Source organism: Flavobacterium sp. (assembly GCF_024642105.1).
GTDB lineage: Bacteria > Bacteroidota > Bacteroidia > Flavobacteriales > Flavobacteriaceae > Flavobacterium.
On sequence record NZ_JAHEBT010000028.1, the window covers coordinates 1 to 21,223 of the forward strand.

Consider the following 21,223-nt stretch of genomic DNA (forward strand, 5'->3'; position numbering starts at 1 on the left):
ATTATTTCATTTTTTGGACTAATGTACGTAATGAAGCAACATCGCCTCTGGATTTAAAAATTAAATTTCCGACAATCATTTCTTTTAAATCTGAAGAATCGTACGCTAAAGTTGCCTTTACAAAGTCAAATATGACAATTGACAAAGTGCAGGAGTTCGATTATGGTCTTACAGGTGTAACAACTCTTTTAAATAATGAATCAAATCAATTAAAGGATTTGAATAATAGAATTTCACCATTCAATAATTATTTATTTTACAGCGCAATTTTCATCCATAAAACAAAGTGGCCGGTTAGGGCAGAATATATATTAAAAGACAAAACACTATTTTACAAGATTACAGCCGGTACAGATGTTGTAACGGTTCCCTGTGGTAGTCTTGATTTTAAGAATTAATTAGTACGATTTTTGCTAATAGAAATGAACCTCCTGCAAAATTGTACAAAGTTCAACCCTTCAATTTCCTAATAGTCACAAACTCAATCATCGCATTATAGCTGCATCTTTCGTCGGAAAGGGGAGCAAAAGTCCAGCAGAAATGTTGGACTTTTTTGTTTTTAGTACTTAGAAAATATTGTTTACATTCTATATTCACAACAATTAGGGAAATTCTATATTGGATTTACCCACAACTTCGATTTGTGTTTGGATTTTCATCAAAATGACATTCAAACTAGAAAATTCACCTACAAAGTAGTTAATTAATACTTTTCCAATTTCCCGAATTTCTCCAATCTGCATTCCACTTCGTAACTCGTATATCTAAAGCCAAAAGTTGTATTTCTCTCCTTTTTTCAAATAAAATAAATGTAAAATTAACACTAAAATAAAAAAAGAAGTATATTTGAGAGAACTAACCACTATTCGAATGAATTAAAAGAGGTAAAAATCAATTAATTAATTTGAAATAAAACTTGTAAATATGGAAAATTCTCGAAGACAATTTTTAACTTCAATAAGTATGTTAGCGGCTTATACCGCGTTTCCTATGAATGCTTTTTCTTTTGATAATTCTAAAAAACTGAGAGTCGTTCTTGTTGGAACGGGAGTTCGTGGATCAAGCTTTTGGGGAAAGCGATTGGTTGAACAGTATTCCGATATTTTAGAATTTGTTGGACTTAGTGATATTAATCCTGGCCGACTTCAATATGCCAAAAAATACATAGGAGTTAACTGTCCTACATTTGTAGATTTTGACGAAATGTTGTCTAAAACGAAACCGGATTTAATCATTGTAACTACAGTAGATGCTACGCACCACCAATTTATAATAAAAGGTTTGGAGGCGGGTTATGATGTACTTACAGAAAAACCGCTAACTACTGACGAAACTAAAGCTCAAGCCATTTTAGATGCCGAGCGAAAATCAGGTAAAAACCTAATCGTAGGATTCAACTACCGTTGGAGTCCGTATGCCACTAAAATCAAAGAACTATTAACGAATAATACAATTGGTAAAATCACCTCTGTAGATTTTCATTGGTATTTAAATACCTATCATGGCGCTTCTTATTTTAGGAGATGGCACGGTCAAAAAGCGAAAGGAGGTTCCCTTTGGGTACACAAAGCAACCCATCATTTTGACCTTTTAAATTGGTGGATTGACTCAGATCCCACCGAAGTTTTTGCGTATGGCGACTTAGAACATTATGGGGCGAATGGCCCTTTCCGAGGTGCCAATTGTCGTAGTTGTGATCATAAATCGAATTGTGCGTATTATTTTGATATCACCAAAGACAAACAGATGATGGATTTCTATGTTGCCAACGAAAAACACGATGGTTACATTCGAGACAACTGTCTTTTCAGAAATGAAATCGATATCTACGATAAAATGTCAGCTCAAATTAAATATGCGAATAATGTAAGTGTAAATTATTCATTAACTACGTATTCACCTTACGAGGGTTGGCGCATTGCCTTTAATGGGACTGAAGGTAGAATAGAAGCTTCTTTGGACATTCCATATGATAAAAAAGCCGTGTTGAGCCAAGAAGAATTACATGCCAAGGAAATGGAGCAAAATGCTTTAGAAGAGGCTAGTGCCGAAACTATCATCGTCCATAAATTATGGAAAGAGTATGAAACGGTAGTCGTTCCAACTGAAAAAGGAGGCCATGGAGGTGGAGATTCGCGTTTGCATGATAAGATATTTAAAACGCCAGATATAGAAGATCCGTACGGACGTTCAGCTGGAATTAGAGACGGAATTATGTCCGTTTTGATTGGGATTGCCGCTAGAAAAAGTATAGAGTCGGATAGTCCAATTAAAATTAGCGCTTTAACAGACTTAAAGCCGATGCCTAAACGAATTAAAAGCGACAAATAGAGGGATAATTCTTGTCAAAAATCAAGATTATTATTCAATAATCTAAAATCATTTTTTTACAAAGTATATAGTAGGAGATTTTTTCACCACATAGATACATAGAAAGGATAGCTTTGAAAGTATGAGATAGACGTTTCACTTTTCACATAGCTATGTGAAAAATAGGGCTATTTCTATCCCTTCTTTTTAGCTGCATTTTCAGTCTATGTTTCTATGTGGTTAAATTTTTTGATTTCTCGAATTTCTAATATCTGCGTTCCACTTCGTATATCGTAAATCGTATATCGTATATCGTAAATCGTAAATCGTATATCGTACCTCGTAAATTGATAATCATATAAGTCATATAAGGTAATATAAGAGTGTTGCTTCGCTCAATAGAAGAGCATATAAGATTTTCCGAATTTCTACAATCTGCGCTCTATATCGTACTTCGTAAATAAAAATACACACTCCTAGTTCCTTTGGAGAGGGCAACGTCTAGACTTCGTAATACGTTTTCCATCAAAAATCGTTATTCAACAATCTAAAATTATTTAATCTACGATTTTCAATTTCATCATAATATCCGTTTGCTCGTCGTCGCCAAGTCTGAAAATATGTTGGTCAAAAGCCACAAATCCGTTTTTGGTGTAAAACTGAATGGCTCGATGATTTTCTTCCCAAACGCCTAACCATACAAAGGCTACTTTTTTGTTTTTAGCGATTTGAATGGCTTTTTCGTACAGCAATTGCCCTACTTTTTTCCCGTGGAAGTCTTGCAAAACATAAATACGCTCTATTTCAAGAGAATTGCCTTCTTGTACTTCTGTTTGTGCCTGTCCGAAGTTAATTTTTAAATAGCCAATAACCACCTCGTTTAGTGTGGCAAAATAGAATTCAGATGCTGGATTTTGTAATTCGGCAGTGAGTTTTTCTATAGAGAATCCTTCCTCTAAATACGTTTTCATATTCTCTTCTGAATTGGTAGAAGAGAATGTTTCTGCAAAGGTTAGACGACCTATTTCTTGTAATTGAACTAATTGTTCAAGGGATATTTTGGTAATTTCAATACGATTCATAGTAACAAAGATAGAATTTAATTAATTCCCTATATTTATCGAACGAAATTAAATAGAACAGAAATAGTATATGGATATTTTTAGCAAGATGTTAGCAGGAGGAATTATTGATAAAAATGACCCCGAATTACCGCAACTTTGGAAAATAGTTTCGCAAACCATTGCTTTGTCTTCGGTTTTGAATAGAGCTACCAATACCAATCAAATTAGAGAACAACTTAGTAAAATTATTGGGAGTTCCATTGACTCAAGCACTATTGTTTTTGTCCCTTTTCATACTAATTTTGGGAAACACATCCGTCTTGGTAAAAATGTTTTCATTAATCACGGGTGTTCTTTTCTAGACTTGGGCGGAATAATTATTGAGGATGATGTTTTGATTGGCCCTAAAGTCAACATAATAACTGAAAATCACCCTATTGACCCTGCTAATCGAAAATCATTGGATTTAGCTAAAGTGGTAATTAAGCAAAATGCTTGGATAGGTGCTGGAGCTACAGTATTGCCAGGGGTTACAATTGGTCAAAATTCGATTGTTGCAGCAGGAGCAGTTGTTACAAAAAATGTTCCCGATAACACAATTGTAGGGGGTATTCCTGCACAATTTATTAAAAATATTATATAGCTCTCGATTATGGAAATTTCGATTACTATTACAGAAGCTGCTAAAATTCAAATCATAGAAATTTTAAAAGCAGAGAACTTACTGGATGCAAAATTCCGATTGTATATTGAATTAAGTCACGCCAACGGATATCAATATTCGTGTACCATTGATAATGAGATCAATGAAGATGATTTGGTTTTGAATTATAAAGTTCAGGAAAATGATTTCGACGTTGTAGTTGATAGCATGAGTATTCAATATTTGAATGGTGCTATAGTGGATTGTCTCCTGCAAGATGGCACACCTTCTTTGGTTATATCTAATCCTAATGCCCAAAAAGACTAAGATTTTGGCAATTGATTACCAACATATCCAAGATTGTAACAGCAGCCGTTTCCAAGAGGCAATGGCTATTTATAATGAAGCTTTTCCGTCTAGTGAGCGTCAGTCTATGGTTACTGTCATTGAGCGGGTAAAAAGCGGTCAATCTCAGTTGTTTGTTGGGATTGTAAAAGAGCAAGTAGTCGCAATGGCCTTGTTGTGGGATTTTAAGAATTCCCCTTTTGTATTATTGGATTATTTAGCAGTTAAAAATAATTGTAGAGGTTTAGAATTTGGCACTCAATTTTTCCAATTTTTGGCACAAATGACAATCAAAAACAAACAATTTTTACTACTAGAGGCAGAGCATTTTCAATTTGGTTCCAATAAAGAGCAGCGCAAAAAAAGAATTCAGTTTTATATACGTAACGGTGCTTATTTACTGTCTAATGTTACTTATATTTTACCTTCTTTGGATGGTACTGCATCTACAGAAATGGTATTGATGATAGCTCCTAAACCTCCCAGAGAAATTCTAGAAAAAGAAAGTATTAAAGATTTAATTCAACGATTGTATCTTGAAATTTATGAAAAAGAATCGAATGACCCAGTTCTAATCTCCTTACTTGATAAAATACCGGAACAAATTGAACTAACCAATACCCCGTTACCATGACTACAATTGAATTTTGGAGTTTATTAGTAGACTCTGTTGCTACCTTATTGGCAGCTGTTGCTATTTTATTATATGTTATCTTTTGGTTTAGAGACAAAACGACCAATTCGTATGATGTTTTTGATTCGACTTATATGGAGTTGTTGAAAATAGCAATGGATAATCCTTCTTTTAGAAATTTTGAACTAACACAACAGTATGAAATGGCTTTTAGTGGAGATCAAAAAATTAAATATGAGTTGTATGCCTTTATGTGTTGGAATTTTTGCGAAACCGTTTTTGATAAACAAGATAAAGAGTTAATGAAAACTTGGGCTGTCATCATCCAGTCTGAAAGCCAGCTGCATGCTAAGTGGTTTGAAAAGCTTGAGAATTACGATAAGTTTAAACCTTCGTTCAGGAAGTATGTTGCCAAGTTGTGATGTTATGGTAAGACCACGAATTATATTCGAATACAATCTCGAAATAAATAATAATCTATCTTTTTGTTTTTAGGATTCTATAACAGAATCTGATAAAAATGCTGTAAATTTACTATTTATTATACTTCACTATTGGGTATGATCTTAGACCATTTAAGGATGTTTACAAGTAAAAACTTTTTTTTCAGTTGCGTTTTTTTGTTTTTAGCGTCGGTTTTATTCGGACAAAATAATGAGAAATTAGCCCCTGCTTTTCGGTATTTGAAAGAACGCCAACTCAATAAAAATCAAACAATTCCTATACCTTCTTTATTCAATAAATTAGTCTCCAAAAGACAAAATCGAATCACAGGTATCAATGAATCGGGATACAATTGTATTATTTATACCAAATCACCCGAGGTGCTTCGAGCGAATGGAATTTCTATTCAAAGCAGTCACAACACCTTTGTTACCGCTTGGCTTAGTTTAGATCAAATTTCGAAAGTGTCGGCTTTGGCCGAAGTGGATTTTGTAGACACGCCTAAGTTTCTAAAGAAAAATAATGATATTTCTGTAGCCACAACAGGAGCTTCCCTTTTGCATGCTGGAAAATTGGACAACACCACTTACAAAGGAGATGGTGTGATTGTGGCTATTATTGATACAGGAATTGATTGGGATCACCCTGATTTTAGAAGTGCTTCAGACCAAACTAAAAGTAGAATTTTGAGAATTTGGGATCAAACGTTAACACCAACAACAGGTGAAGCAGCTCCAGTAGGATTCAGTTTTGGAGTAGAATATACCCAAGCTCAGATTAATGATGAGATTGACGGCAGTCCTGCTGGCTTTGTGCGCGAAAAAGACACAGATGGACACGGCACACACGTAGCGGGAACAGCTGTAGGAAACGGAGCGGCTTTAAGCACAAAGTATTCTGGTTTAGCTCCCAATGCTGATATTGTAATTATAAAAGCAGGAGATGGCTCCTTTGACACTTCAAATATTATTATTGCTTTAGATTATTTGAAAAACCTATCCACTAGTTTGGGCAAGCCCATTGTGGTGAACATGAGTTTGGGTTCGCAAACAGGAGCGCATGACGGAACAGATCCTTTGGAACTAGCTATAGATAATTTTACAGATACTGCGGCGGGTCGAATAGTAGTAGTCGCTTCAGGAAATGAAAACGGGGATAACATTCACAAGCAACTCGCTATTGCGGTGGGAAGTTCGGCAAGTATTGATTTACAAGTGCCTACCACCACCACTACGGTGTCACAAGATGTTTTTCAATTTACGGCTTATGCCAATGATACCAGTGCTGTTACAGTAACGGTTACAGCTCCTGATGGTACCCAAGCTACTTCTTTGTCTAATAGTGGAACCTCAGTGATGAGCGGTAAAGGCAAAGTGTATATGTCTAATTTTATTGATCCCGAAAGTGGTGACCGAAAAGTACAAGTGTATGTGACAAGAACAACGACATCCACTGATGTAGCAGGTTTGTGGGGCATTACTATTGCCAATGCTTCCACCAATTCATTAACAGTTGACGGTTGGTTAGATACTAAAGGCGATGATTTTTCAGGCATAACGCTAACGGGAGGTGATAGTAATTATTTAGTAGGTACACCAGCGTCAGCCACCAAAGCCATCACTGTAGGGGCATATATGGCAAAGATTGATTGGTATGGGGGGACATCTACGGGGTATGCCGGATACAATTATACAAGCGGCATTCAAGATGATATTGCAGGGTTCAGTTCTATTGGTCCACGAAGAGATAATGTTCAAAAACCCAATATTACTGCGAATGGTCAAGCGGTTGTTTCTTGCTTGTCTTCTGATTCGGGATTAGCGAACAGTTCGCCCTATATGGTGGTCAACGGTTTGTACCGAGTAGAACAGGGAACTAGTATGGCTTCACCAGCAGTTGCAGGATGTGTTGCATTATTATTGCAAAAGAAACCCACAGCAACCTTCACTGAAATTAAAAATGCCATTACAACTACGGCTACAAAAGATTCTTTTACAGGAGCAACAGATAATAATACTTGGGGTAGTGGTAAAATAGATGTGTTCAAAGCGGCTTCCAGTTTTTCGTATTGCCAACCTTTAACAAGAACTACTTACAATTACGAACAATCCTATGGGAGTACTGCTAATTATACCTACAATTTGAGTGGTAAAAGAGCGGCTATCCGATTTACTGCTACCTCCAACGGTCAGTTAGGAGGCGTATACTTCAAGACCGTTCGCAACCAAACCCTAAGTCAGTGTACGATTGAAGTACGAACAGTAACAGCCGCTAATCCAGGAACGCTAATTGGATCGTATGCAGTAACACCTTCCTACATTGCCAAAAACAGTTGGAATTATATAGACCTAAGCAGCCTAAATATTCCTATTACTAATGCTACAGATTATTTCATAGTGTTGGTTACTGCTGCTACAGATACTTTTGGCTTAGGCCAAGAAGCCACAAACAGTAATCGTTCGGTTGTTTCTAGTGATGGAACCACTTGGACTTCGGTTCTTAATTTAAGAATTCGACCTGTTGTATATGGAACAGCCACTCCAGGTACACCAACTTTGACACTAAGTTCAGGTCCAACGACTAACAACCAAACACTTTGTAGTGGTCCCGCTATAACGCCCATCACGTATACCACAACAGGGGTTACCGGAGCTGTTTTCGCGGGTTTGCCTACAGGAATTACGGGCAATTGGGCTTCTGGTGTAGTAACAGTTAGCGGTACCACTACCCAAACAGGAGTTTTTAACTACTCGGTAAAAATTGCATCCACTTGCGATACTGCCACAGCTACGGGTACCATCACCATTGGTGGAACACCTACAATTAGTAGTATTACTGTTGCGTCAGGAACTACTGTAACCATTAACGGCCTCCACTTTTTAACAGGGAATACCCCAACAGTTACCATTGGCGGCATTTCGGCAACAGTTACAAACGCCACCAATACAAAATTGATTGTGATCCTTCCTGCCAATGCTACAGGAGGGAATGTAGTAGTAACAAATTCGTGTAGCCTGAGTTCGGCGGCATTTGCCTACCCGTATGTTCCACCTACGGCTATTATCTTAAGCGCGACCACAATCAATGATAACAATGCGATTGGGGCAATTGTTGGAACGTTATCTGCCACAGATGCGGATACAAATGATACATTTACCTACACTTTAGTAAGCGGTACAGGCAGTACGGACAACGCTAGTTTTACTATTGCTAATGCCAATTTGAAGGCAGCAGTTGTGTTTAATGCACAAACGAAGTCTAGTTATGCTATCCGAATTCGAGTTACCGATGCGGGAGGACTTTCTTTTGAGAAAGCTTTTGTAATCACTGTTATTTCCGATGCTGATCAAGATGGAATTCGCAATGAACTCGATTTATGTCCCAACACCCCAACAGGAGTTTCGGTAGATTTTAATGGTTGTGAAATTTTTATCTTACCTTCCAATAATTACGCGGTTATGGCAACGGCTACATCTTGCGTTGGTCAACAAAACGGAGCTATTAGTGTGAGTGCAATCAATACGAATTACACCTATACCGTTTCAATAAATGGTCAAACAGGTTTTGAATTAAATTTGGCTAATAGTTTTAAAAACCAATTTCAAAATTTGGCACCAGGAACCTATGAAATATGTATTACCATTCAGTCCAAACCCAATTATTCTCAATGTTATTCAATAAAAGTAACAGAGCCTAATGTGTTGTCAGTCACTAATAAAATTAGTAGTTCGGGTAAAGAGGTAACCTATACCTTGAGTGGAGCCACACAGTATACAGTTACCTTCAATGGAAGTACACAAACAATTACTTCCAATCAGATTACACTGAACTTAGCATCAGGACAAAATACGATTGTAATTGCAACCGATTTGTATTGCCAAGGCCAATTTGAAGATCTTATTTTTGTGAGTGAAAAGGTAGTGTTCTTTCCTAATCCGGTGCAAGACAAGTTAAATTTGTATTGCGCAGGGACTGATCCAGAAGTAGTATTGACATTAACCGATCTTTCAGGCAAAAGGTATGCTACGGATGTAAAAACAATTCCTGAAAATAGAATTATCGAATTGGATTTAAATGAATTGGCCAGTGGTTTGTACTTCCTACATTTAAAAAGTATACGCTTAGACGAAACCATTAAAATAATTAAAAAATAACAGCCCCATGAAACTAGGATATAGTATATTAACAGTTTTTACATTTGTGTTTTTAATGTCTTGTGGTGGCGGAGATTCAGGACCTACTCCTACTCCCGTACCAGTAATTAAAGCTCCGGGAAAATCAGTTTTAGTAGCGCCAGCAAATGCAAGAACTTGCGAGGAAGGAACCAACATTACAACGACTCAAAGTACGGTTACTTTCAGTTGGAATAGTGCTTCGGATGCCCAAAGTTATGATTTGAAGATCACCAATTTAAATAACCAGGAAGTTGTGACTCAAACAGGAATTGCAACAACGACTGCCACGGCAACGTTAACCCGAGGAATCCCGTATGCATGGACTATAACCGCTAAGAATACAGGAACAACGACCACGGTTAGCGACACTTGGAAATTTTATTTGGCAGGTAACGGAGTGACCAATTATGCGCCTTTTCCTGCTTCGGCAGTGAGTCCGTTACCAGGAGTTGTTACTACTCCGACCAATGGCAAAGTAACTTTGACTTGGGAAACGAGCGATGTAGAAGGGAGTACGTTGACCTATACATTATATTTTGATACTATTGATGGAAAACAGACTCCGCTAGACGCTAATAAGAATCTGACCGCTAAGACCAAAGAAGTTTCGGTAAACTCCAATACTGTTTATTATTGGAGGGTCGTAACAAGCGATGGAACCAACACATCTACCAGTGTTGTGTATACTTTTAAAACCAATTAAGAAAAAAAACCATAAACCATGAAAAAGAAGCTGTTTTCAAATGCTTGTGTCCTGTTTTTTAGTGCAGTAGGATGTGTTGCCTATTCTCAAGAAAGAACAAATGCAAATACACTAACCGAAGCCCAAAAACAAGAGGGTTGGCAATTGCTTTTTGATGGTCAAACCACTAAAGGCTGGCATTTGTATAACGAAGGAAATGCCAAATCGGCTTGGGCAGTTAAAAATGGTGAATTGGTTTGCGATCCCAATACGGAGAAAGTACAACGAGGCGACTTGGTTTCGGACAATCAATATGAGAATTTTGATTTTACTTTTGAATGGAAAATTTCAGAAGCAGGAAATAGTGGCGTATTTATCAATGTGCAAGAAGCCCCTGAATTTCCAACCGCTTGGACTACAGGTCCGGAATACCAATTATTGGATAATGCCAATATGCCCAAAGACTATCTCCTAGATGGCAAACACGCTGCGGGTTGTGTGTATAGTTTGGCGCCTTTATTAAACGAAGTACAACCAAAACCTTCAGGGCAATGGAATAGTTCTCGAATTTTGCAACAAAACGGTGTCATTACTTTTTGGTTAAATGGAATTGAAACCGGACACGAGGATATGAAAACCGAGCGTTGGAAACAATTAATTGCAGGAAGCAAATTGGGTAACTTCCCTTCTTTTGGAAAAGCAGTTCGTGGGAAAATTGCCTTTCAAGATTGGGCAAAAGGCGTGGCTTTACGCAATATTAAAATCAAAGAAATCAAATAATTTTTCTGTTATTTTCTATAATCCAAAGCAGGTTTTCTGTCACCAAGAAGCGGAATGTATTTGAAATCTTTTCCTCTTTTTTCTTCCAATTCTGCTTTGGCTTTCAAAATTTGTGTAGGGTTTAAAAACAAATCAATCGCTGTTAAGGCAATAGTTTTAGCAGCCACCATCATGCCTTTGTTTCCAATATCTGTTCCGCCTGCAGCAACGGCTTGCCAACTATGAGCCGGAGTTCCCGGAACCCAAGTAGCACTACTCATTCCTGCGGTTGGAACGGTAAAACTCACATCGCCTACATCTGTTGAACCAAAGCTAGGATCTATTATTTTGTAGGGTTGAATGCTACTCGCTTTCTCCAAACTACCGTTTTCAATTCCTAAGGATTGGATGATTTGGTTTCCAAATTCTTTTTCCTCTTGGGTATAAGTAACTCCGCCCACTTTGACCAAATTAACATACATCATTTTTTGGAGCGTTGTATTAGGAAGCAATTCATGTGTACCGCCAATGAGTTCGTATTCCATTTTGGTTCCTGTTCCTAGGGCAGCTCCTTCGGCTGCCTTGGTAATCCGATCAAAAATTTCGAGCACTGTTTTTCGGTTGCTGTGACGTACATAGTAATAGACTTCGGCAAAATCAGGCACTACATTGGGTGCTTTTCCACCATTGGTGATTACATAATGAATACGTGCATCCGAAGGGATATGTTCGCGCATCATGTTTACCATCATGTCCATCGCTTCTACACCATCTAAAGCGGAGCGTCCTTTTTCGGGGGCCATTCCAGCATGAGAGGCTATTCCATAGAATCTAAATTTAGCGGATTTATTGGCCAAAGCCGACCCAGGATTGGCATCATTAGCGTCACTAGGATGCCAATGCAAAGCGGCATCTACATCGTTAAATAAGCCTTCGCGAACTAAATACACTTTTCCCGAACCTCCTTCTTCAGCAGGGCAACCATAAAAGCGAATAGTCCCTTTTTTATGGTTGGTTTTCAACCAATTTTTCACCTCTATTGCCGCAGCTGTAGAGGCTGTTCCAAACAAATGATGCCCACAAGCATGTCCTGCCGATTTTCCTGCTGACTTTTTCTCCGCCACTGCTTCTTGCGACAGTCCGGGCAAGGCATCGTATTCGCCTAAAATTCCGATTACGGGCAGTCCTTCGCCATATTCGGCTGTAAAAGCCGTAGGGATTCCCGCTACACTTTTACTGATTTTGAATCCTTCGTTACTTAAAGTTTGTTGCAATAATGCCGCACTTTTCTCTTCTTGAAACCCCATTTCAGCAAAGCTCCAAATTTGTTGCGCAATGGTTCCGTAGAAGTCTTTTTTAGCATTTAAATCGGATAGGATTTTGTCTGTTTTTTGTGCAAAAACAATTCCTGAAAACAGTAAAAAACATAGTAAGTGTTGTACTTTTTTCATAAAAAATGGTTTAACTAAATTGTTTGATATACGTTGAAGGCACTACACCTTTGCGCTCTTTAAAAGCATCAATAAATTTTGATCTTGAAGAAAACCCCACATTTTGCGAAATGCCTTCAACGGTAAGTTTAGTTGCTTTTCCTTCCTCAATTAGTTTGCAAGCATAATCAATTCGTTGATTGTTTTTCCATTCGCTAAAAGAAATTTTCAATTCAGTGTTAAAATAATTGGACAACATTCTCTCCGATAGTTGTATGTCTAATGCCATCTTTGATAAGTTAAACCCAGGTAAAACAAAAGGAGATGTCAACAAATAATCTTCTAATAAGGTATTAATGTTTTGATTAATTTCAGGAGTATTCCCTTTTTTTAATTGTGCCGCTCTGTTTTTTGCTAAAGATGCGTCAGGATAAGAAATGGAGTCGAATAGAATTTTAGGAAACAAAAACAGCACTATATTTTGACAAAAAAAGGCAGCGCCTAAAAACCTGAAATAATTTTTTTGGTTTATAATTCCCGCATAATCATTTAAAATAAAATCGGCATAGGAGTCAAGTAAACAATACAATGAAATGAATAATTGTATCCCTACCAAAACATAAATCCATTTTTTAACTAATGAATAATTAACAGGCAATTGACCATAAATAGCCATTCTTTTTTTAGCCTCTTGTTTGAAATAAATCAAACTAATTACACAATATAAAAGCAGATGTAAAGGTCTAATAAATAACAGCTGTTTTAATGAAAAAAAGGAAATAGTAAAATCATAATCTTGAGTTACAGCCTGAATATGATGGGCAATTTCTACTTTTTTTGAAAAAGGAAGTGTAGTGTAAGGTAGGCTATAAATAATCACTATTACTGCGGGAAACAAATGCCAATAATCTTTTGGAGTGATGTTTTTGTTTTCGGCTACGGCATATTTCACATAGTAAAATAAAAGCGGTCCAATGACAAAAGACAGCGGCATGAAATTGACGAAAAACACCCCCTCCCAAAAAGGGATTTTAGTAAAATGCAACCCAAAATACACCAAAACAATAAGATTGCTACACAAAAAAAACAGCGCTAAATATAAATTTGAGCGATTAAAGTCTTTTCTATAATAAAAAAGAATGAATGAAGTAAATATGCCAAAAAACGGCGTAAGCAATTCCATAAAACGCTGATAAATAGGTTGTGTTACCGCGAATATAGGTCTTTTTTGAAAGCCAACTTAAATTTTTTAAAGGTTTATTAAAAACAGCAAAGTGTTCCCAAATGCTAAAACGGAACAGATTTACATGTGGATTCATTCGTGTTAAATCATTTGAAGGCTACTTTTGAAATCGAACCAAAAAACCCCACATTATGAAAAAAATCATTTTATCTATTGCGATAGCAGCAGTGTTATTTGCTTGTAACAAAGCAACTGAAACCAAACCCCAATTCGATTTGGCAAATGCCAAAAAAGAAATCGAAGCGGCTAATCAAAATCTAGTTGAATTATTAGCAAAAAACGATTCGGTTGGGTTTGCCAATTCGTATACCGAAGACGCCAAATTTATGGGATACAATCAACCTTCGACCGAAGGTCGTAAAGCAATTCAATCAATTTGGGCTAAAAACATGAGAGCAGGAGCTACAAACATTCAATTGACTACTTTGAAAGTTTGGGGCAATGAAACTTCAATTACTGAAGAAGGATTGTTTGACTTTAAATCAAAAGACGGAGCGGCTATAGACAAAGGGAAATACTTAGTGGTTTGGGTAAATGAAAACGGAACATGGAAAATTCACAGAGATCTTTTTAATTCTGATTTACCAGTGACTAAATAAAAAGTAGAATGAAACAGTATATTTTACTTTTTGTAGCCTGTATTAGTTTTTCAGGCTTACAGGCGCAGCATAATCCAACACTAACATACAACATAGTGATGGACAGTATTTCAAAAAATAATCCCTTACCTACTTTCATTGTTGGAGGACTTACCAAAAACGGTTTTTTCTATGAATACCATCATGGGAATAAACTTTGGGAAGGAAAAGAGCCCATAACGGATAACCATATTTTTAGAATTTATTCGATGACTAAAGCAATAACTTCTGTGGCTGCTATGCAATTAGTAGAAAAAGGGAAGATTACTTTAGACGAACCCTTGGATAATTTAATGCCTGAGATGGCAGAGATTCCAATTTTGACAAAGGAGGGTAAGTTAGTTAAAGCTACAAAATCCATTACTTTACGTCATTTGTTGACACATACTGCTGGATTTGCCTATCCGTTTACGCACAATCGATTGAATCATTTTGTGAAACCTGCCGATTGGAAATACCAAGACTTGCCTAGGGTTTTTGAATCGGGAGAAAAATGGCAGTATGGGACTAATATTGACTGGGTAGGTAAAATAGTAGAAAAAATAAGCGGACAAACTCTGGAAGTCTATTTCAAAGAAAATATTACGGGTCCACTGGGAATGACGAGAACATTTTTTAGTGTTCCGGATGAATTAGTAAGCGAAATTACTTCGTTTGGACAATTGAAGGGGGATCAATTCGTATTGGATAAAGAATGGCAATACAAAGACTTAAAAACAACTAAATATGAAGGAGGTGGTGGATTGTTCAGCACGTTTCACGATTACGGACAGTTCATACAATGCATTCTTAACGATGGTACTTTGAAAGACAAACAAGTTCTTAAAAAATCAACTCTTGATTTGATGTTTACTAATAATATCGGTGAAATTGTTACGGTGTTTGAAGATCCAAGTCCAGATTATTCGTTTCTAGCCAATCCAACTGCTAAAAATGTAGGGGTTAATAAGTTTGGTTTAGGATGGGCAGTAGATCAAACAGGTCGAAAAGGAATAAGAGAACCCGGAACAGTGTATTGGTCTGGGATTGCCAACACTTTCTTTAGCATTGATCGTAAAAACGGGAAAGCAGTATTGTTTTTTTCTAATACACTACCGTGGTCAAATATCCATACAGAATCAGCGTATATGAAATCAGAATCCATTTTGTATGGAACTAAATAACTAATAATAACAATTAACCCAAAAACCCCACATTTATGAAAAAAGTAATTTTATTTGTCATTCTAGCTTTAGGAATACAACAAGCACAAGCGCAGTACAAATTTTTACAGTACAGAAATGTACCTGAGAAAAATGAAGTCGAATTTGTAAAACGAGAAACCCAATATTGGTCAAAAATTGCCAAAGAAAACATTAAATCAGGCAAAATGCTTGCTTGGAGTTTGTGGAAAAAAGTCGGTGTTATTGGCGACTCCGAAACTAAACCCAACTATTTATTTGTCAACGACTTTAAATCGGTAGCTGATTTTGATACAATGGAAAGCGGATGGGCCGATCCAGAAAAAGTGTTATCCGACATGAAGTTGGCAGCCATAGAAACCAATTCTATTTCTAAAGTTGTTGCTACTTACATCATGAAAACGGAGGCTCAAATTCAAGGAGAACCGAAATTTGTGGTAGTTAATTATGCAAAACCAACCAATATCCAAGCGTTTGTTGATGAAAACAAGAATCTTTGGAAACCATTTTTCGAAAAAGAACAGAAAAATGGATTCAAATTAAACGGTTGGGGACTACAAACAGTGGTATACCCTCAAGGTAACGATGTACCGTTTTCTGCTTTAACCTGGGATGGATTTACAAAAATATCGGAAGCTTTAGACCAAATTCAATACAGACCATCGAGTCAAACGCGTTTTGCACCTATCGTTAAAGATTCTAAAATGAGTACAATCACTCCTAACGGATTTGAATTGTCTCCAATATATGAACTAGTGATGTATGTTGATGCATCAACCAAATAATTAAACCCCACAAAAATCATGAAAAAAGTACTTTTTATTATCGCTATGGCGGTATCAATGACACAAATGAACGCACAAACAGAAGGCGGAAAATACCTTGACCCCGCTTCAAAATTTAAAAACAGACCTTTTGTTTTTTCGAATAGAGGAGAAACCGAAGCAATAATGAAATTAAACGAAGCGTATAATAAAATAGATTTCAAAACGTGTATGTCTTTTTGTGCCGACAAAGTAACTTTTACTGACTCAGAAGGCAACAAAGAGGTGCTAACAGGAAAAGATTGGGAAGGATTTTTTGCTGGTTTCAAATCATTAGACTGGAAAATTATTGGAATTGTTCCAATTCGGATTAAAGACACAGACCCTTCGTCAGGAGTAATTGTAGTAGCTACGGAAACTCGAGTAGGTAAAGACGGAACCGTTTGGAAAAAAGAATTAACAGAAATGTTCATGTTTGATTTAAACATGAAAATCAATAGTATAACACAGTACGCACAAGCTATTAAATAATTAATTTAAACTCAAACACTATGAAGAAAACAATTGCACTTATCGCCCTTACAAGTTTATTATTAGTTTCTTGTAAAAAAGAAGTAACTGCTGAGGTTGCAGCTAAAAATCCAAATGAGGGAGGAATTAATCTTTCCAATTCAGAGAACACGGATATGATTAGAAAAATGAATGAATATGCTAGTAAATTTGATACGGAAAGTATTAAAAAATTATATGTTCCAAACGCAGTTATTCATGACAATATGAATACAATGACCATTGACCAGAACATGAAAAACTTAGCCTCGCTGCAAGCTCAAGGAGTTACGATTACATTGCCAAAAGACCCTTTAGTTTGGGAAGTTGTGAATAATAAACCAGATGAAAAGACTGGAATTACTAATTATGTTATTTCTTATTATGAAATTAGTCTGGCGAAAGCTGAAAAAAAGGCGACGATTATCTTTAACATGAATTTTGCGATTAAAGACGGAAAAATCCAAGAGGAATGGGATACCTATGATACAGCACCCTTAACAGAATTATTAAAATAGCAATCAGACAATGAAAAAGATACTAGTAGTTTTAGCAATAAGTATGTCTTTATTTGCGTGTAAAAGCGAGGCGGATAAAAACGAAAAAATTGCGCAGGATAACATCAAATTTTATTCAAAAGTTTGGGATGAGGTTATTAATGAAGGCAAAGTTTCGGTTCTAGATACCGCTTATGCGCCAGACGTGGTGTTGCATACTGTTCCCGAAATTAAAGGTGCGGCTAAGGCCAAAGCCTATTATGCCAATTATGTTACTGGATTTTCTAATCGTGAATTCATCGTTAAAGAAACCTTTGCTCAAGGAAATAAATTAACTAAGTACTGGATATTTAAAGGAAAACACACGGGAGATTTTTTTGGTATTCCTGCAACAGGAAAGACCATCAACGTTGAAGGATGCACTATTGCTACTATTGTCAACGGAAAAATTACTGAGGAAAGAGATTTCTTTGACAATTTAGAATTTTTAAGACAACTTGGACTTATGCCAAGATAAACGAATAAGTTACAACAACTTTATTTTGAATTCTTTTTTGAAAAGCCTGGCAGTAATGTCAGGCTTTTTGTTTTTTATTAAATAATTATTTTCATTGTGTATAATTGACGCATTAAATGATATATTTGCATTTATTTTTTAGAAACCAACACCATTAATTCCATGTATAAAGTTTTAATTGCCATCATTACTTTTCTTTTTAGCACATTTGCCCATGCTCAATATGCCAATATCGAAGCTTCCACTGGCGGATTCTCGTTTATTCCTGCCTTTACTTCAGAAGATCCGCATATTATTGTGAATGCAGGAACAACAGATAGCAGACCGCTTTCGTTTCATTTGTTATCTACCATTCGATTAGAAAATTTAAATCCAAGGGGAGTAATATTCATGTCACGTTATAAATTCATTGATAAAAAATTAAAAGCAAGTATTGGGATTCACCTGCCCGCGATTCAAATTGACAAGGAATTTAATGTCGATACTTTTTTTGCACAAGAATTTATAGCGAGTTATCCCCTGTCTGATAAATGGTTTTTAGGCTTGTTTTATTTGCATGGTGAAGGACGAAATAACGATTTCAAAGCTAATTTCTTAGCTTTCAGCACAACATTTATTGAGGGAAAGTTTAGTTTTTTAACTCAAGCTTACGGACTGGACTTGGACAATACGTATGGTGTTTCTGAAACGATTACGTATAAAGTTAGTAAGAACATTGATTTTAGAGGGTTTGCTAATAAAACCATTTCTAATGGAAAATTCAACTGGACATTAGGAGCTAGATACAATTTGTAATTATTCAATTTCATTGCGTACAATTGACACAATATTTTTATATATTTGAAATCATTTTAGTTATTAAACTACCAAAAAACCACATATAATGAAAAAACAAATCGTATTGCCAGCTTTGTTGCTACTCCTTGGAACACAGATGGAAGCACAAAAAAAATGGTCTGAAACTCCCAAAGAAAGCTTTAATCTTATTGAAAATAAAGGTGGACAAACTTTAGGCTATTCGCCAAAATCAGGAGTAAAAATCTTGACCGTTGACGGATTAGCCTTCAAAGATTTAAACAAAAATGGTCAATTAGATAAGTACGAAGATTGGAGAAAACCCGTAGCAGAACGCGCTAAAGATTTGGCCAGTAAAATGACTGTAGACCAAATCGCAGGATTGATGTTGTATAGCCGCCATCAATCGGTTCCTGCACAGGCGGGAGGGTATTTTGCAGGTACCTATAATGGAAAACCTTTTCCAGAAAGTAGCGCAAAATCAACCGATTTGTCTGACCAACAAAAAGCCTTTTTAACGACGGATAATTTACGTCACGTTTTGATGACTTCTGTAGAAAATCCAACGGTATCGGCGCTTTGGAACAATAACGTACAAGAATTAGTAGAAAGCATCGGAATGGGAATTCCGGCTAACAATAGCTCAGATCCACGCCACGGCGCCAATAAAGATTCAGAATACAATGCGGGTTCGGGCGGTGCTATTTCGCAATGGCCAGAAGAATTAGGTCTTGCGGCTACATTTGACCCTGCTATTACAGAACAATTTGGAACCATTGCCGCCAAAGAATACCGTGCTTTGGGAATTGCAACAGCACTTTCGCCTCAAATTGATTTGGCTACCGAGCCAAGATGGAACCGTTTTGTAGGAACTTTTGGCGAAGACCCAAAATTAGCTACCGATATGGCGAGAGCTTATGTAGATGGATTTCAATCGTCTCCAAAAGCGATTGCGGCTTATGAAGGTTGGGGTAATCAAAGTGTGAATGCGATGATCAAACACTGGCCTAGTGGTGGTCCTGAAGAGGGTGGTCGTGATGGGCATTTTGCGTACGGAAAATTTGCAGTATATCCAGGAAACAACTTCGAAACCCATTTAAAAACCTTTCTTGATGGGGCCTTTAAATTAAACGGAGGGACTAAAAAAGCATCAGCGGTGATGCCATACTATACGATTTCGTACAACCAAGATAAAAAATACGGTGAAAATGTAGGGAATGGATTCAGCAAATACATTGTAACCGATTTGTTGCGAGACAAATACGGTTATGATGGTGTGGTATGTACGGATTGGTTGATTACAGGTGACGAAGGGAAAACACCAGACGTTTTTGCTGGAAAATCATGGGGAACGGAAAAAATGACCATTGCCGAAAGACATTATAAAGTGATGATGGCGGGTGTGGATCAATTTGGAGGAAACAACGATATTAAACCAGTACTTGAGGCGTACCAAATGGGAGTAAAAGAACACGGAGAGGCTGCAATGCGCAATCGTTTTGAGAAATCGGCCGTGCGTTTGTTGTTGAATATCTTTAGAGTAGGTTTGTTTGAAAACGCTTATTTGGATCCAGAAGAAACCAAAGCCATTGTTGGGAAACCAGAGTTTATGAAAGCAGGGTATGATGCCCAATTGAAATCCATCGTTTTGATTAAAAATCAAAATAAAACTTTGCCAATTGCAAAAGGGAAAACGGTATACGTTCCAAAAAGAACAACACCAGTTGGAATTAATTTCTTTGGATTTCCAACACCCGAAAAAACAGAATATCCAGTTAATTTAGAATTGATTAAGAAATATTATACGGTAACGGATGATCCTGTCAAAGCTGATTTTGCTATGGTATTTATCAAAAGTCCTGTAAGTAATGGGTACAGTAAAGCCGATAGAGAAGCAGGAGGGAATGGGTACATGCCAATCAGCTTGCAATTGAAAGACTATACTGCTGTAGCTGCTAGAGCGCAAAGTATGGCGGCTGGCGATCCTGTGGTGGATCCAACGATTACCAATCGTTCGTATTTGAATAAGACGTCAAAATCCAATTCGTATCCAGATTTGAATACCATTTTGGATACTAAAAAAGCAATGAATGGGAAACCAGTACTGGTTGCTGTTACCGTATCCAACCCAATGGTTTTTGGCGAATTTGAAAAAGACGTTGATGCTATTGTAGGAGAATTTGGAGTACAAACCGAAGCGTTATTAGACATTGTTTCTGGAAAAACAGAACCTTCAGGATTATTGCCATTGCAAATGCCAATTGATATGACGACTGTCGAAAAACAGTTTGAAGATGTGCCGCACGATATGATTCCGTATAGAGATTCGAATGGAAATGTATATGATTTTGGTTTTGGATTGAACTGGAAAGGGATAATCAAAGATGCCAGAACAGAAAAATATAGTGTTAAGAAATAAGCCTTCTTAAACAAGCAAAGCCTCCGTACTACAACGGAGGTTTTTGTTTTTAATAGTGTTAAAGTTAGAATGTTTGGTTTTTGAATCCATTAAACCAGTACTTTTATAAGTAGTAACTAATAACCAAAATAATT

At 36.7% G+C, this 21,223-nt stretch carries 20 protein-coding genes; 17 read left to right on the forward strand and 3 right to left on the reverse strand.

Annotation, left to right across the window (positions count from 1 at the left end; genetic code table 11):
• Together Q0L65_RS04775 and Q0L65_RS04780 are read left to right on the forward strand one after the other, a co-directional pair.
• Nucleotides 1–398 (forward strand): hypothetical protein (locus tag Q0L65_RS04775; RefSeq protein WP_296684073.1); only part of this gene is annotated, 398 nt, incomplete at its 5' end.
• Nucleotides 399–924: 526 nt separating this feature from the next.
• Entirely contained in the window at nt 925–2,331 is a 1,407-nt protein-coding gene (locus Q0L65_RS04780; protein ID WP_296684075.1) for a Gfo/Idh/MocA family oxidoreductase, read from the forward strand.
• A gap of 536 nt (nt 2,332–2,867) precedes the next feature.
• On the opposite strand, the gene Q0L65_RS04785 is transcribed toward Q0L65_RS04780, so the two are convergent.
• On the reverse strand, nt 2,868–3,392 hold the full coding sequence (locus Q0L65_RS04785) for a GNAT family N-acetyltransferase (RefSeq protein ID WP_296684077.1): 525 nt from the start codon (nt 3,390–3,392) through the stop codon (nt 2,868–2,870).
• A 70-nt stretch (nt 3,393–3,462) separates the two neighbouring features.
• On the opposite strand from Q0L65_RS04785, the gene Q0L65_RS04790 reads away from it, so the two are divergent.
• The 7 genes from Q0L65_RS04790 to Q0L65_RS04820 all read left to right on the forward strand — a co-directional run bounded on the left by Q0L65_RS04790 (nt 3,463) and on the right by Q0L65_RS04820 (nt 11,077).
• Nucleotides 3,463–4,017, forward strand: coding sequence for a DapH/DapD/GlmU-related protein (locus Q0L65_RS04790; RefSeq protein ID WP_296684079.1), 555 nt, complete (start codon nt 3,463–3,465; stop codon nt 4,015–4,017).
• Nucleotides 4,018–4,026: 9 nt separating this feature from the next.
• Nucleotides 4,027–4,344 (forward strand): iron-sulfur cluster assembly accessory protein, encoded by a 318-nt coding sequence (locus Q0L65_RS04795; RefSeq protein ID WP_296684081.1) that lies wholly within the window; start codon nt 4,027–4,029, stop codon nt 4,342–4,344.
• Nucleotides 4,328–4,996, forward strand: coding sequence for a GNAT family N-acetyltransferase (locus tag Q0L65_RS04800; RefSeq protein WP_296684084.1), 669 nt, complete (start codon nt 4,328–4,330; stop codon nt 4,994–4,996). Before Q0L65_RS04795 ends, Q0L65_RS04800 begins: the two co-directional genes overlap by 17 nt.
• Entirely contained in the window at nt 4,993–5,418 is a 426-nt protein-coding gene (locus Q0L65_RS04805) for a hypothetical protein (RefSeq protein ID WP_296684086.1), read from the forward strand. The genes Q0L65_RS04800 and Q0L65_RS04805 overlap by 4 nt, the downstream gene beginning before the upstream one ends.
• A 159-nt stretch (nt 5,419–5,577) precedes the next feature.
• Nucleotides 5,578–9,594, forward strand: a complete 4,017-nt coding sequence (locus tag Q0L65_RS04810; RefSeq protein ID WP_296684088.1) for a S8 family serine peptidase — start codon at nt 5,578–5,580, stop codon at nt 9,592–9,594.
• Nucleotides 9,595–9,601: 7 nt separating this feature from the next.
• Nucleotides 9,602–10,318: a hypothetical protein gene (locus tag Q0L65_RS04815; RefSeq protein WP_296684089.1), complete on the forward strand. Its 717-nt coding sequence runs from the start codon at nt 9,602–9,604 to the stop codon at nt 10,316–10,318.
• A gap of 18 nt (nt 10,319–10,336) precedes the next feature.
• Nucleotides 10,337–11,077 (forward strand): DUF1080 domain-containing protein, encoded by a 741-nt coding sequence (locus tag Q0L65_RS04820; RefSeq protein WP_296684091.1) that lies wholly within the window; start codon nt 10,337–10,339, stop codon nt 11,075–11,077.
• Between the two features lie 8 nt (nt 11,078–11,085).
• On the opposite strand, the gene Q0L65_RS04825 is transcribed toward Q0L65_RS04820, so the two are convergent.
• Together Q0L65_RS04825 and Q0L65_RS04830 are read right to left on the reverse strand one after the other, a co-directional pair.
• A complete protein-coding gene (locus tag Q0L65_RS04825) occupies nt 11,086–12,507 on the reverse strand; it encodes an amidohydrolase (RefSeq protein ID WP_296684093.1) in 1,422 nt (473 codons plus the stop codon).
• A 10-nt stretch (nt 12,508–12,517) separates the two neighbouring features.
• Entirely contained in the window at nt 12,518–13,480 is a 963-nt protein-coding gene (locus Q0L65_RS04830) for a helix-turn-helix domain-containing protein (protein WP_296684094.1), read from the reverse strand.
• A 380-nt stretch (nt 13,481–13,860) separates the two neighbouring features.
• Here Q0L65_RS04830 and Q0L65_RS04835 point away from each other — a divergent pair, with 380 nt between their 5' ends.
• From Q0L65_RS04835 to Q0L65_RS04870, 8 genes are all read left to right on the forward strand, one after another.
• Nucleotides 13,861–14,328: a DUF4440 domain-containing protein gene (locus Q0L65_RS04835; RefSeq protein ID WP_296684096.1), complete on the forward strand. Its 468-nt coding sequence runs from the start codon at nt 13,861–13,863 to the stop codon at nt 14,326–14,328.
• An 8-nt stretch (nt 14,329–14,336) separates the two neighbouring features.
• On the forward strand, nt 14,337–15,530 hold the full coding sequence (locus Q0L65_RS04840) for a serine hydrolase domain-containing protein (protein ID WP_296684097.1): 1,194 nt from the start codon (nt 14,337–14,339) through the stop codon (nt 15,528–15,530).
• 35 nt (nt 15,531–15,565) lie between these two features.
• Complete coding sequence (locus tag Q0L65_RS04845) at nt 15,566–16,333, forward strand: hypothetical protein (protein WP_296684099.1); 768 nt, start codon at nt 15,566–15,568, stop codon at nt 16,331–16,333.
• An 18-nt stretch (nt 16,334–16,351) separates the two neighbouring features.
• A complete protein-coding gene (locus tag Q0L65_RS04850) occupies nt 16,352–16,843 on the forward strand; it encodes a hypothetical protein (protein ID WP_296684100.1) in 492 nt (163 codons plus the stop codon).
• Between the two features lie 20 nt (nt 16,844–16,863).
• The gene (locus tag Q0L65_RS04855) at nt 16,864–17,379 is read left to right on the forward strand and encodes a hypothetical protein (RefSeq protein ID WP_296684102.1); all 516 of its coding nucleotides are present in this window, start codon (nt 16,864–16,866) and stop codon (nt 17,377–17,379) included.
• Between the two features lie 10 nt (nt 17,380–17,389).
• On the forward strand, nt 17,390–17,875 hold the full coding sequence (locus Q0L65_RS04860; RefSeq protein ID WP_296684103.1) for an ester cyclase: 486 nt from the start codon (nt 17,390–17,392) through the stop codon (nt 17,873–17,875).
• Nucleotides 17,876–18,037: 162 nt separating this feature from the next.
• Nucleotides 18,038–18,670, forward strand: coding sequence for a hypothetical protein (locus Q0L65_RS04865; protein WP_296684105.1), 633 nt, complete (start codon nt 18,038–18,040; stop codon nt 18,668–18,670).
• An 88-nt stretch (nt 18,671–18,758) separates the two neighbouring features.
• Nucleotides 18,759–21,089: a glycoside hydrolase family 3 N-terminal domain-containing protein gene (locus tag Q0L65_RS04870; protein ID WP_296684106.1), complete on the forward strand. Its 2,331-nt coding sequence runs from the start codon at nt 18,759–18,761 to the stop codon at nt 21,087–21,089.
• Nucleotides 21,090–21,223: the final 134 nt, after the last annotated feature.

What these genes read in the sequence shown, in the direction of transcription:
- Q0L65_RS04780 (WP_296684075.1), top strand. Translation starts at nt 925, where the DNA reads ATGGAAAATTCTCGAAGACAATTTTTAACTTCAATAAGTATGTTAGCG.
- Q0L65_RS04785 (WP_296684077.1), bottom strand. Translation starts at nt 3,392, where the DNA reads ATGAATCGTATTGAAATTACCAAAATATCCCTTGAACAATTAGTTCAA.
- Q0L65_RS04790 (WP_296684079.1), top strand. Translation starts at nt 3,463, where the DNA reads ATGGATATTTTTAGCAAGATGTTAGCAGGAGGAATTATTGATAAAAAT.
- Q0L65_RS04795 (WP_296684081.1), top strand. Translation starts at nt 4,027, where the DNA reads ATGGAAATTTCGATTACTATTACAGAAGCTGCTAAAATTCAAATCATA.
- Q0L65_RS04800 (WP_296684084.1), top strand. Translation starts at nt 4,328, where the DNA reads ATGCCCAAAAAGACTAAGATTTTGGCAATTGATTACCAACATATCCAA.
- Q0L65_RS04805 (WP_296684086.1), top strand. Translation starts at nt 4,993, where the DNA reads ATGACTACAATTGAATTTTGGAGTTTATTAGTAGACTCTGTTGCTACC.
- Q0L65_RS04810 (WP_296684088.1), top strand. Translation starts at nt 5,578, where the DNA reads ATGTTTACAAGTAAAAACTTTTTTTTCAGTTGCGTTTTTTTGTTTTTA.
- Q0L65_RS04815 (WP_296684089.1), top strand. Translation starts at nt 9,602, where the DNA reads ATGAAACTAGGATATAGTATATTAACAGTTTTTACATTTGTGTTTTTA.
- Q0L65_RS04820 (WP_296684091.1), top strand. Translation starts at nt 10,337, where the DNA reads ATGAAAAAGAAGCTGTTTTCAAATGCTTGTGTCCTGTTTTTTAGTGCA.
- Q0L65_RS04825 (WP_296684093.1), bottom strand. Translation starts at nt 12,507, where the DNA reads ATGAAAAAAGTACAACACTTACTATGTTTTTTACTGTTTTCAGGAATT.
- Q0L65_RS04830 (WP_296684094.1), bottom strand. Translation starts at nt 13,480, where the DNA reads ATGCCGCTGTCTTTTGTCATTGGACCGCTTTTATTTTACTATGTGAAA.
- Q0L65_RS04835 (WP_296684096.1), top strand. Translation starts at nt 13,861, where the DNA reads ATGAAAAAAATCATTTTATCTATTGCGATAGCAGCAGTGTTATTTGCT.
- Q0L65_RS04840 (WP_296684097.1), top strand. Translation starts at nt 14,337, where the DNA reads ATGAAACAGTATATTTTACTTTTTGTAGCCTGTATTAGTTTTTCAGGC.
- Q0L65_RS04845 (WP_296684099.1), top strand. Translation starts at nt 15,566, where the DNA reads ATGAAAAAAGTAATTTTATTTGTCATTCTAGCTTTAGGAATACAACAA.
- Q0L65_RS04850 (WP_296684100.1), top strand. Translation starts at nt 16,352, where the DNA reads ATGAAAAAAGTACTTTTTATTATCGCTATGGCGGTATCAATGACACAA.
- Q0L65_RS04855 (WP_296684102.1), top strand. Translation starts at nt 16,864, where the DNA reads ATGAAGAAAACAATTGCACTTATCGCCCTTACAAGTTTATTATTAGTT.
- Q0L65_RS04860 (WP_296684103.1), top strand. Translation starts at nt 17,390, where the DNA reads ATGAAAAAGATACTAGTAGTTTTAGCAATAAGTATGTCTTTATTTGCG.
- Q0L65_RS04865 (WP_296684105.1), top strand. Translation starts at nt 18,038, where the DNA reads ATGTATAAAGTTTTAATTGCCATCATTACTTTTCTTTTTAGCACATTT.
- Q0L65_RS04870 (WP_296684106.1), top strand. Translation starts at nt 18,759, where the DNA reads ATGAAAAAACAAATCGTATTGCCAGCTTTGTTGCTACTCCTTGGAACA.